Source organism: Bacillus sp. WC2503 (assembly GCF_052682895.1).
In genome coordinates, this window is sequence record NZ_JBQYMD010000001.1 from 828552 (window position 1) to 840753 (window position 12202).

The 12202-nt window shown below is 35.8% G+C and carries 13 protein-coding genes and 1 other RNA gene; 11 read left to right on the forward strand and 3 right to left on the reverse strand.

Going from position 1 to position 12202, the window contains the following annotated elements:
• Positions 1-22 precede the first annotated feature (22 nt).
• Both ACUN26_RS04495 and recU read right to left on the reverse strand, forming a co-directional pair.
• On the reverse strand, positions 23-2701 hold the full coding sequence (locus tag ACUN26_RS04495; RefSeq protein ID WP_001283074.1) for a PBP1A family penicillin-binding protein: 2679 nt from the start codon (positions 2699-2701) through the stop codon (positions 23-25).
• Positions 2702-2767: 66 nt separating this feature from the next.
• Positions 2768-3370, reverse strand: coding sequence for a Holliday junction resolvase RecU (recU, locus tag ACUN26_RS04500; RefSeq protein ID WP_000155587.1), 603 nt, complete (start codon positions 3368-3370; stop codon positions 2768-2770).
• A 103-nt stretch (positions 3371-3473) separates the two neighbouring features.
• On the opposite strand from recU, the gene ACUN26_RS04505 reads away from it, so the two are divergent.
• From ACUN26_RS04505 to ACUN26_RS04515, 3 genes are all read left to right on the forward strand, one after another.
• Positions 3474-4499: a DUF2515 domain-containing protein gene (locus ACUN26_RS04505; RefSeq protein ID WP_000495634.1), complete on the forward strand. Its 1026-nt coding sequence runs from the start codon at positions 3474-3476 to the stop codon at positions 4497-4499.
• 429 nt (positions 4500-4928) lie between these two features.
• Positions 4929-5171, forward strand: a complete 243-nt coding sequence (locus ACUN26_RS04510) for a hypothetical protein (protein ID WP_001252045.1) — start codon at positions 4929-4931, stop codon at positions 5169-5171.
• Between the two features lie 15 nt (positions 5172-5186).
• Positions 5187-5531, forward strand: a complete 345-nt coding sequence (locus ACUN26_RS04515) for a YppE family protein (RefSeq protein WP_000455491.1) — start codon at positions 5187-5189, stop codon at positions 5529-5531.
• Between the two features lie 26 nt (positions 5532-5557).
• On the opposite strand, the gene ACUN26_RS04520 is transcribed toward ACUN26_RS04515, so the two are convergent.
• The gene (locus tag ACUN26_RS04520; protein WP_000242658.1) at positions 5558-5749 is read right to left on the reverse strand and encodes a YppF family protein; all 192 of its coding nucleotides are present in this window, start codon (positions 5747-5749) and stop codon (positions 5558-5560) included.
• Between the two features lie 177 nt (positions 5750-5926).
• Here ACUN26_RS04520 and ACUN26_RS04525 point away from each other — a divergent pair, with 177 nt between their 5' ends.
• The 8 genes from ACUN26_RS04525 (at position 5927) to ACUN26_RS04560 (ending at position 12173) form a co-directional block, all read left to right on the forward strand.
• Positions 5927-6436 (forward strand): YppG family protein, encoded by a 510-nt coding sequence (locus ACUN26_RS04525; RefSeq protein ID WP_000487697.1) that lies wholly within the window; start codon positions 5927-5929, stop codon positions 6434-6436.
• Between the two features lie 157 nt (positions 6437-6593).
• A complete protein-coding gene (locus tag ACUN26_RS04530; protein WP_000546285.1) occupies positions 6594-7010 on the forward strand; it encodes a spore coat protein in 417 nt (138 codons plus the stop codon).
• A gap of 56 nt (positions 7011-7066) precedes the next feature.
• Positions 7067-7621: a DUF1273 domain-containing protein gene (locus ACUN26_RS04535; protein ID WP_000869384.1), complete on the forward strand. Its 555-nt coding sequence runs from the start codon at positions 7067-7069 to the stop codon at positions 7619-7621.
• A gap of 97 nt (positions 7622-7718) precedes the next feature.
• Positions 7719-8054, forward strand: coding sequence for a cell division regulator GpsB (gpsB, locus tag ACUN26_RS04540; protein ID WP_000622427.1), 336 nt, complete (start codon positions 7719-7721; stop codon positions 8052-8054).
• 87 nt (positions 8055-8141) lie between these two features.
• Positions 8142-8533, forward strand: an RNA gene (gene rnpB, locus ACUN26_RS04545) — RNase P RNA component class B.
• A gap of 180 nt (positions 8534-8713) precedes the next feature.
• Complete coding sequence (locus ACUN26_RS04550) at positions 8714-9853, forward strand: THUMP domain-containing class I SAM-dependent RNA methyltransferase (RefSeq protein WP_000521231.1); 1140 nt, start codon at positions 8714-8716, stop codon at positions 9851-9853.
• A 61-nt stretch (positions 9854-9914) separates the two neighbouring features.
• Positions 9915-10097 carry a DUF3921 domain-containing protein gene (locus ACUN26_RS04555; RefSeq protein ID WP_000376898.1) on the forward strand — a complete coding sequence of 61 codons (183 nt, stop codon included), beginning with the start codon at positions 9915-9917 and terminating at the stop codon, positions 10095-10097.
• 138 nt (positions 10098-10235) lie between these two features.
• Positions 10236-12173 carry an ATP-dependent DNA helicase gene (locus ACUN26_RS04560; RefSeq protein ID WP_000493722.1) on the forward strand — a complete coding sequence of 646 codons (1938 nt, stop codon included), beginning with the start codon at positions 10236-10238 and terminating at the stop codon, positions 12171-12173.
• Positions 12174-12202 lie beyond the last annotated feature (29 nt).

The following is a 12202-nucleotide window of genomic DNA, read 5'->3' on the forward strand; positions in this document are numbered from 1 at the left end:
AGAAAGGACTTCTTTTTTTGTATTAAGACTCTGTTGTAACAACATTTCCGTCTGCGTGAGGTGTATCTTCACCTGTATTTTGTTGTTTCTTAGCCTCTTCTTCAGCTTTCTTTTGAGCCTCTTCTTCAGCTTTTTTCTTAGCTTCTTCTTCGGCTTTTTTCTTAGCTTCTTCTTCAGTTTTTTTCTTAGCTTCTTCTTCAGCTTTCTTTTGAGCCTCTTCTTGTTGTTTACGTTGTTGTTCTTGTTGCTCTTGTTGTTTACGCTGTTCTTCAGTAGCCTTTTTCTGAGCTTCTTCTTGTTTTAGTTTATCTTCATTAGCTTTTTTCTGAGCTTCCTCATCAGCTTTTTTCTTAGCTTCTTCTTCGGCTTTCTTTTTGGCTGCCTCTTCCTCAGCTTTCTTAGCGTCTGGAGTTCCACCAGGGGCAGTGAAGGATGCACCAACTGCAGGACTTGTTCCAGTACCTTTTTTCGCTACTACAGAGAAGCTGTAAGTAACACCAGGCTTAATACCACCAAGAGTAGCTGTTGTACCGCTAACTGATAAGCTACCGCTAGAACCGTCTGTAGCTTTATAAGTTGCCGCATAAGCATCAACTGCTGTTGGGCCAGACCAGTTTAGTGTAACTGTACTAGCGCCATCGAAAGCGACATTAAGGCCACTAGGTGGATCTACTTTAATTTCTTTAATTGCATCTTTTTTCGCACCTTTTACGTATAACTCGCCGTTTATTTCTTGTACAGAAGAAGGGCGTTCGAAACGAGATTTATCTGTAGCGAATTTGCTCATCATTACTTGGAACATTTGTTGCGCAATTTTAGTATAACGATCGCTAATGTAATTTTCTGGACCATTCTTTTCGTAACCAGTCCACACAGCCATCGTATATTGTGGTGTATATCCAGCGAACCAGCTATCTCTGTTAGCATCAGCTGGGATGCCATATTTTTTTACATCTCTTGCATCAAAGTTTTGTGTTCCTGTTTTACCAGCAACGTCAAAGCCAGAAACATATGCTGTTGGCCCTGTACCGCCGGAACCAGGTTTTACTACGTCACGAAGAACGTCAGTAACCATGTAAGCTGTATGGTCGTGCATTGCACGTTGTTCTTTCGGTTTAAAGCTTTTCTTTTTTCCGTCTGGGAAAATAACTTCTTTAACGAAATGAGGTTTATTGTATACACCGTCATTTCCAAATGCTGCATAAGCCCCAGCGACATCTAACGGAGAGCTTTCATTACTACCGATTGCAGTAGATTCATGTGCTATCCCATCTTTAAACGTCATGCCTAAACCTTCAGCAAACTCTTTTGCCTTAGGAATACCGACTGCTTGAGCTGTTTTTAAAGCCGGGATGTTTAATGACTTCTTCAATGCTTCACGAAGTGAAACGTCACCTTTAAAATTACCGGTAGCATTTTTAATCTTTGTGCCATCAGAGTAAGTATATTCAGAGTCATTTAATTGATGATAAGTAGACCATTGAAGGTTTTCAATTGCAGGACCATAATCGAAAATTGGTTTCATTGTTGAACCAACTTGGCGTTTTAAATCAACAGCCATATTATGACCTTTGAAAGTAGACTTACTTTCTTTACGCCCAGCACCAATTGCTCGAACTTCTCCAGACTGTGTATCCATAAATACAAATGATCCTTGGAACTGATCGTTTGGATACTTAATGAGATTGCCATCCATAATTTGTTCAGCGTACTCTTGAGCACCTTGATCAAGGGTTGTATGAATCGTTAAACCATCTGAACCGATATTTACATCAGGGTATTCTTTTTCAACTTCTTTTACGACAGCATCTAAAAATGCTTGAAACTTCATTTCAGTTAGTTCTGATTTTTTTAGACCCTCAGTTACAGGGATCTTTATTGCGTTATTCATTTCTTCTTTTGTTATATAGCCGTGTCGATTCATTAATGTTAATACAATATTACGACGATTTGTTGCTCGTTCAACATTTTCTGGTTTTGTTGGATCATAAATGTTAGGACCTTGAGGTAAGCCAGCGAGCATCGCAGCTTCATGTAATTGTAAGTCCTTTAAATCTTTTTGATAATATTTTTGAGCCGCTGTTGCAATACCGTAAGAGCGATTACCTAGATTAATCTTATTTAAGTACATTTCTAAAATCTCATGTTTAGAGTATTGTTGCTCTAATTTGTAAGATAAGTACCATTCTTGCACTTTTCGTTTTGCGGTTTTTTCCATCGTTAGAAAATAGTTTTTAACTACTTGTTGTGTAATCGTACTACCACCTTGGGAACCGAAACCACCAGTGACATTTTCCATAACTGCTTTTGTAGTTCGTTTAAAATCAATTCCATTATGGTCATAGAAACGTGAATCCTCAGTTGCAAGGAATGCATTTTCAACTACTTTTGGAATTTGATCATAAGTAACATGGGTTCGTTTTTCCGCACCGTATTCATAGAAAAACTTCCCATCCTTATCAAGAAACTTTGTTGATAAAGGATTGACAAGTTTTGATTTGTCTAATTTTGGAGCGTCCTTTACCATAACAAAGAAAGCGGAAACGCCAGCTACGAGACCAACGATACCAAGAAGTAGACAACCTATAAGGAACTTCTTAAAAAAGGAGCCTTTTTTCTTTGGTTTTTTTTCTTTATTTGTTTCTTCCGTTTGATTTTTCGCGTGATTTCGTTCTGTACGAGAACGATAATTATCTGACATTATACTTTCTCCTACCTTTCATTCTCTCCCTCAAAAGTCGAAAAAAGAGCCTTAGTGATGACTCTATCACGAAAAATAAACCGTGTCTAGTACACGGATATAATCAATCCGAGGGTGATAACCGCATGATAACAATGATCCATGCGCTTCTATTTCTTCTTTAGTAATTGACTTACGCCCACCATTATTTTGACGGTTCCAAAATGCAATAATATGTTTCGCATCGAGTAAATAAAATTCATCAAAAAGTGTAAATTTAATAATAACAAATGCAACTCCATTATGAGCAATTACTTGCTTCATATGTTCAATTTGATGAAGGTGGAAGTTTTGAAGTGGGAAACTAGTTTTGTTTTTTGTTTCCTTCGCTTCAAAATCGATGTATTTCCCTTTGTATACACCGTTGTAATCCGTTGTAGAAGGTTGTTTAAAATACGCTTCTTTTACCACTGCAGCACTTCGAGCGGGGTAATCTACTTTTACAATTTGAAGAGGTGTAGGTTTTTTATGTACACATGCAATATTATGGGTTAAGTAATATTGATTTGTTTCATTCAATTCCTCTTCAAGGGACATACCTCTATTACTATAAGTATGTTTTTTTATTGGTGTTTTAGGAGGTAGTGAAGCTTGATTGTACCTTTTTCCATTTGGGTAACGAATGGTCATAGTGTGTCCACTCCCAACTTGTTAAGAATTACTTACAAAGGTGATTATATCAAAAAATGAAAAAAGATGTGACCTTTTTGAAGAAAGGCATGATGACTTATTTATGTTTACATGGAATGATTACGAAAAAATAAAACAATATCGTAAAAATATGGTTTGTACAAAAGAAGAAAAAGCAATCATTCACACTATTAAAAAGAAAACAGAAATAGCTAATATGGACAACATTTCTCGGACACAATCGTATCAAAAATTTTATGTAAGAAATAGTGAAATCAGGTGGTCTTTTTTAGCGAGTATGGTTTCGAGAAATGCAGGCTGGAATATGACTGATTTAGAAGGAAGATATTATGCTACTGTTTTGCCTCGATTAGTAAAAAAACATTTGTTTCTCATATATGAACAGGCTAATTGGATTATTTTCTTAGATGCATTTCCTCAGTTACTACTATATGAAGAAAGCAAGAGGAGACGTATACCTCTCTTTCATTTGTTGCAATTTTTCAACGTATCACTTTTCATGGAAAAAGAATGGACATTTTTCTGGGAGAAAAAAGATATGAATAGGCTTATGACAGCGCTTATTATAAATGAGCAAAATAAAATTCAAAAACCAGTTATTGAGAATAGCTACTTTAAAAAACATGTATTTCATACGGCGCTTTTTAAAGTTCAAGACATGTTGCATATTAGTGCAGTTATTTTTCCAACCATTGAAGGGGGGATGTATGGGTTTTCAGTTTATCAATTTGAAACGTTGCAAAAGCGTATAGAGCTTGGGAAAAAATTAGCGTGGTTATTGTTTCATCCGACTTATAAACGTTTATTTTATAATTTTGCACTACAAACTAAACATACTGGCTCTAGAGAAGATTATGAATATTACTTAAGGGGAACTAGAAAATCCTATACACCTGCACTAAGAGATGTGTATTCTCTTGTTGCACATGAGGAAATAACAATGAGGGATTGGTTTTGTGAAGATTCGAAAATGAATGCATTGTTTTTATTTGAAGAACCGAAGGATGAAGTTAATATAAAGGAATGGTATAGAAGAAAGAGGGAGCAGATCTATGCTGTTTCTATCGTGAATCGTTTTGTTAAAAGAATAGACGAGTTCATGATATAATAAAAAAGAAGTCCCATCTTTATAAATGAAGATGGGACTTCTTAATGTGAAGAAATCCTGCTAAGTGTGTTAAGATTTTAATCTCAAAACTGAATGAAAGTAGAAGATTAAGGGGGATTTAGAAATTAGTAGTTTGGAAAAGCCCCATTAATTAAACTTTCACTTTATGTAGCAGGGAAGTTTGGGCCATCAAGCTTTGGATTACCAGTCTCGGGTTTATTTTGTTGTTTGTTTTGTTTTTTCTTTTTTTCGTTTTTGTTCTTTGCCATCTTCATACACCTCCTTTTTGTATTGTTACCATTTCTATAAATGACATTCAAAATGATTTCTTTGACGAATAACAACTAGTTTTGTCATGTGTGCAGGAGTGAAGAATTATCCGGCGAAATTACATGACAAAGGAAAAGCAAAGAAGGGGGCGTTTTGTATATGGCGATGGTTCAGAAAGTAGATGTAATGAAAAAAATGGATCAAATGTTAAGTTCTCTCGATTTGCTGGAAATGAATATAGGAATTAGAATAAATCATGCATTGAAGGATAAGAGCGAAAAAATATGTAATAAGATAGAAATAACAGAAATGCATATTGAGCATATGGAAAATAAATTAGTGCATCACGAAGAAAAAGGGAATTGGGTGAAGACGTTTCAAAACATCGTAGTGAGTGCATAATAAGGTGGGAATGAAATGGAGTATGAAGCATTAATACAGTCTTCAGAAAAACTCATGCAGTATAATAATGAAGCGAATGTAAAAAAAAGAGAAATAATTGAATATGACTTTTATAAGGATATGAAGCCGTTTGTAGACATAGTAGATGAGGAATTAAAGGTGTGGAAAGAATTAGCTTATACGTGGATTAAGGAAGAAAAACCGAAGTATATACATGTACAGCAAATTGATCAAGTGTACGATAATTTACAAACGAATGTGTTACAATGTTTTGTAAATAAAGGAAAAGGTAAACGTTTTTTTGAAACACATCAAGCCATTTCGTATACTTTGCAAAATATAGTTGAGCAATGTAAATAACAAGAGGGGAAACCCTCTTGTTTTTTTTAAGCTTCTGTCATTGTTGTAGGTTTTGTTGCACCGTTTATTTCTAATTCTTTTATTAATGTTCGGTAATCCGATATACATATTTTTCCTTCGAGATAACAATGTCTCGCAAAGTCTAATAATTCATTTACATTCTCTGTGTAATACCCCTTCTTTTGAGAAAACGCTTGTTTTAAATCCCCTAATACCATGTTGATTCCTCCCCCATGAGAATCTTCTTCTTAATTATCATAGCATGGAAGGGTTTTCTTTTTTAATTTTTTAAAAATTTAAACTTCCGACAAAAATAGACAGATACTCCGTCACACAAATTATTTTACAAGTACATATTATATATGTAGAAACTTATGTGAAGGAGGAGAGAATGCATGTTTCAACAATCTAACGTATATCAGCAACCAAATCCATATGCACAGCAAAATATGTACCAATATAATACGGATACATATTTACGGTATAATATGTATCCTTTCGAGCCTCATTATGGAAATCAAAATTATTACCAGCCATTTGAAGTATCGTTTATGAATCAACAGCAACAACAGCAACCCTATATGAATCAATCGCAACAAGAGCAACAATCTTATATGAATCAGCAGCAAACTTATATGAACTCACAATATTATATGCCACCATCACCATCTCCCTATGGAAATCAACAAGCGATGTTTTATCCGCCAAAACAACCGTATCCGACGATGAATAAACAAAAGCAACAACAGCAACCAAGTCAGTTTTCGAGCTTTGTTTCCCAATTTAAAAATTCAGATGGTAACTATGATGTGAATAAAATGATGAATACAGCTGGACAAATGATGAATGCGATGAATCAAGTGACGGGGATTGTTAAGCAGGTTGGAGGGTTCTTTGGTAAGTGATGATGGATTGTTGTCCATAATGAAATAGCATGAATGAAGTGTAGCACTAGACAAATTTCCATGAAACAAATGGGTATATATAACAAACGGCTTCACCTCTTTTCTCATATTGTAAAGTGTAATCAGATTTTCTTAACGAGAGAGGAGAGAAAAAACTATGCATCATTGTCATCCTTGTTTTGGAGGGCATAAGCCTGTAGGACCTATTTGTACGACTGCTCCTGTCATTCATCCGACGAAACAGTGTGTAACACATTCTTTTTCAACAACGGTGGTGCCACACATTTTCCCAACGCATACGACACATGTACACCATCAACAAATTAAAAACCAAAACTTCTTCCCGCAAACAAACTCAAATGTAAATGTTGTAGATCCAATCGATCCAGGATTTGGCGGTGGATGTGGACCATGTGGTCATGGTCACCATCACCACGGTCATCAAATATCTCCATTTGGACCAGGGCCGAATGTATCTCCATTTGGACCAGGACCGAATGTATCCCCATTTGGACCAGGACCGAATGTAGGACCAAATGTTGGACCAAACGTTGGTGGAATATTTAAAAAGTAAATGATATGTTAGAACTAGCAAAATGCTAGTTCTTTTTTTGTAATTGGAGTGTTGATATGAAAGTTGTTGCTGTAACAGGATATAAGCCATTTGAACTTGGAATATTTAAAAAGGATCATCCAGGAGTAGACTGCATAAAAAAAGCGCTGCATCGTAAATTAACTGCTTTTGTAGAAGATGGTTTGGAGTGGGTTATTATAAGCGGCCAGCTAGGTGTAGAATTGTGGGCTGCTGAAGTTGTTTTTGAAATTCAAGTAGAATATCCAGATTTAAAATTAGCGGTATTTACTCCTTTTTTAGAACAAGAAGAAAATTGGAAAGAAGATAACCGTGAATATTACGAATTTATTCTTTCACAAGCAGATCACATTGATAGTATTACGAAACGGAAGTACGAAAGCCCAGAGCAATTTAAATTAAAGAATCAATTTTTTATTGAAAAAAGTGATGCTCTTTTAGCTGTATATGATGAAGAAAAGCCTGGGAGTCCTAAATATATTGTAGAAGTAGCTAAGAAAAAAGGAGAAATAGAAAATTATCACAGTTATTTCATTCTTTTTTCTGATTTACAAGATATAATAGAAGAGGAACAGTGGAATAATGCAGAGTAATATGTAATATTGTACTCGTATATATGATTGACAAAAGGCATTGTTTCTGAAAAAATTTAGTTAATGAAAGTTTTGGCAAAAATTTGAGGTGAAGAAAATGATTTCGGATAAAATTAAATTAACGGCGAAAGATATTTTGGAAAAAGAATTTAAAACAGGTATGAGAGGTTATCAACAAGAAGAAGTAGACAAGTTTCTTGATATGATTATTAAAGACTATGAAGCTTTCCACAAAGAATTTGATCAATTGAAGCAACAAAATGTTCGTTTAAAACGAGAATTAGAAGAACAAAAACTAGCTGCAACACAAGCTCCACAACAACCTGTACAAACACCAGTTGCACAACCGGTATATAACAACACGAATACGGATATTTTAAAACGTTTATCCAACTTAGAAAAAGCTGTATTTGGAAGTAAGTTATACGAATAAAATAAGGTGGAAACAAGGTTGAGGCATTGTACATAGAAAAAAACATTGCAAAATCTTTTTGTTTCCACTATACTAATGGATGTCATAACGTTTGGGCAATCGCTGCAACGCCAACGTTGTAGAGGAAAGTCCATGCTCGCACGGTCTGAGATGGCTGTAGTGTTCGTGCCTAGCCAATTCATAAGCTAGGGTATTCTGGCTGTAAGGCTGGTTTAACGGCAGGGAAAAAACCTAAGTCCTTTCGGATATGGTTTGACTACCTTTAAAGTGCCACAGTGACGAAGTCCTTGAAGAAATGATAGGAGTGGAACGAGGTAAACCCCACGAGCGAGAAACCCAAATAATGGTAGGGGAATCTTTTCCAAGGAAATGAACGACGGAAAAGGACAGGTTTTCATAACCTGTAGATAGATGATTGCTACCGGAGTACGAGGCGTGGGCCGTTTGCAGTACAAAGGAACAGAACATGGCTTACAGAACGTTATGAACCAACTATGAAATAACTCAGCTCTCCTTTGTTAGAGGAGGGCTTTTTATTTGTATGAAGTTATAAATTATGAGTTACAATGGTTAATGAGAAAAATTTTCGTAAAATGTAATGATTAATAGGACAAATTGCTATTAATTATTGTTTGAATATACATAAGAGGTGAATGCAAATGGGAAAAGTTACTTTAATTGCAACAGCGGCAATGGGTATTGAAGCGTTAGTTGCCCGAGAAGTTCGCGATCTTGGTTATGAATGTCAAGTAGAAAACAGCAAAGTAACATTTGAAGCAGATGAAAAGGCGATTTGTCGCACGAATTTATGGTTACGTACTGCGGACCGTGTGAAAATTAAAGTTGGTGAATTTAAAGCAACAACATTTGATGAGCTATTTGAAAAAACGAAAGCATTAAACTGGGGAGATTATATTCCAGAGAACGGAGAATTCCCTGTTATCGGTAAATCTCTAAAATCTGAGTTATTCAGTGTTTCGGATTGCCAACGTATCGTTAAAAAAGCTGTCGTTGAAAAATTAAAAACAACATATAAACGTACAACTTGGTTTGAAGAAGATGGTCCGTTATTCCGTATTGAGATTGCAATGTTGAAAGACATTGCAACATTAACAATCGATGCGAGTGGTGTTGGACTTCATAAACGTGGGTACCGCATGGATCAAGGGGAAGCTCCTTTAAAAGAAACATTAGCTGCGTCTCTAATTAAGTTAACGAACTGGAAGCCAGATCGTCCTTTCGTGGATCCTTTCTGTGGATCTGGAACAATTCCGATTGAAGCTGCATTAATTGGACAAAATATCGCACCAGGATTTAACCGAGGCTTTGCATCGGATGAATGGGGCTGGGTTGGTAAACAAAATTGGCGCGAAGCTCGTCAAGAAGCTGAAGATTTAGCAAATTATAATCAACCATTACAAATCATTGGATCTGATATTGACCATCGTATGATTCGAGTTGCACAAGAAAACGCAGAAGAAGTAGGTTTAGGTGATTTAATCACATTTAAGCAAATGCAAGTAAAAGATTTCACAACAAAAGAGGATTATGGCTACGTCGTAACGAATCCTCCATACGGAGAACGTTTAAGTGAAAAAGCACTCGTTGAACAACTGTATAAAGAAATGGGACAAGTATTTCGCCCATTAGATACGTGGTCAGCGTATGTATTAACAAGTTACGAAGCATTTGAGAAGTGTTATGGAAAAGATGCATCGAAGAAACGTAAACTATTTAACGGATTTATCCGTACAGATTACTACCAATACTTCGGAAAACGTCCACCGCGTAATTCATAGTATAAAACTCCTCTAGCACGCATATACTGGCTATTATGTAATGCGTAAAGGAGGCAGTGATATGGATAGTTTTCAATTATCGATGATTCAAAAAGCTATTCACCGTACGTATGATGAGCTCGGAAAAGAAGTGGATAGTCAAGGCGTAATTGTAGATGAAATACAAAAAGCGCAAGAAGAATATTTATCAGCTCTTTCACATGAAACAGCGATTGATAAACGGTATTTAAAGTCATTAATATAGAAGAAAATTTTCCTTTTTCGAAAGGAAAATTTTTTTTCGTGTATTTCTAAGTATTGCAACAGGGGAAAGTGGCTGCACACATATGAGTAGCAGTTACTATATCGTTTTATAGAAAAACTTTTTGGTTGGAGGCTAAGGATGTTTACTGAGAAGAGATTACCATTTGAAGTAGGAAAACAAGATAATTTTTATGATAAGTTGAATGAGTGGATTGGAGATGTATTTTACGACATCCTTCCGGAAAAAGGCTTTGAAGAGCGTGATGAACAAATCTTTATGGCGTTTCAATTAGAGCGTGCTTTCCAAGAGAAAAAAGTTATGTTCGCAGAAGCGGGTGTAGGAACAGGGAAAACGATTGTATACCTTTTATATGCAATTTGTTATGCGCGTTATACAGGAAAACCTGCTATTATCGCTTGTGCAGATGAAACATTAATTGAGCAGCTTGTGAAAGAAGAAGGGGACATTGCTAAGTTATCAGAAGCATTAGGACTATCTGTTGACGTAAGACTTGCGAAATCGATGGATAACTATTTATGTTTACGTAAACTTGAAGATGTTATGAGTGGACGAGCTCCAGAAGTAATTGAAGACGTATATTATGAATTACCACAGTTTGTATTTGATCATGGTACGATGCAAAACTTTACTCACTATGGTGACAGAAAAGAATTTCCACTTTTAAATGATGAGGAATGGTCAAAAGTAAACTGGGATTACTTCCAAGATTGCTTCACTTGTGATTCACGTCATCGTTGTGGACAAACTCTTTCTCGTGAACATTATCGTAAAGCGGCAGATTTAATCATTTGTTCTCAAGATTTTTATATGGATCATATTTGGACGTACGATGCTCGTAAACGTGAAGGACAAATTCCGTTATTACCTGAAAGTAGCTGCGTTGTATTCGATGAAGGACATCTTGTAGAATATGCAGCTCAAAAAGCTTTAACGTACCGTTTAAAGCAAACGATGATGGAGCAGCTTTTAACGAGATTGTTACAGAACGATATTCGTGAAGAGTTTGCACATTTAGTAGAAGAAACAATTTGGCAAACAGAGCGATTCTTTGATGTGTTACAAGAGAATAAAAAGGAAATTGAAGGTTCTGATCGTTTAGAAATTACTGTGACAGAAAAAGTAACCGCAGAAGCGAAAAGACTTTATGCAAAAATCGGTGAAGTCGGTGATGCACTAGTATTTGAGAGTGAAATGCATACAGTAAACACATACGATTTAAATATCGTTGATGAACATTTAGATGTGTTAGAACATTCACTTCGTCTTTTCATGCATGAGAAAAATGTAATTACGTGGGGTGAAGAAGGTGATGGTGCCTTCACGTTAGTTATTATGCCGCGTGCAGTTGAAGAAGTGTTACAAGAAAAAGTATTCTCGAAGAAAATTCCATACATTTTCTCTTCTGCGACATTATCGGACAACGATTCGTTCGCATTTACTGCAAATAGCTTAGGGGTAAAAGATTACTTATCATTCTCAGTTGCCTCACCGTTTAATTATGAAGAGCAAATGGCAGTAAACTTACTATCGCATACGAAAGAAAATGAATGGGAAAGAAAGTGTCAATATACACTTGAAAATATACAGAAAACGAATGGACGTACGCTTGTATTATTCCGTACAACGCAAGAACTTGCAGCGTTCAAAGAATATGTAAGTAAAGAGCAAATGTCAGTTCCGTTCTTATATGAAGGGGATCAAGAAATTAGTCAGCTCGTTTCTCGTTTCCAAAATGAAGAAGAGACTGTACTTTGTGCCGTTCATTTATGGGAAGGTTTAGATATTCCGGGTTCATCATTATCACATGTAATAATTTGGTCATTACCATTCCCTCCAAACGATCCTGTGTTTGAAGCGAAACGTAAGCACGTAAATAATCCATTCTGGGATGTAGATGTGCCATATATGATTTTACGCCTTCGTCAAGGGATTGGACGTTTAATTCGTACGAGCGACGATAAAGGTGCTATATCAATCTTCCTATCAGATACGGAAGATGAAAAAGTGATAGAAGCAGTGAAAAAAGTACTTCCGGTAGAAGGTAAAGAATTATAAGGAAAAGCTTGGTGCTTGCCAAGCTTTTT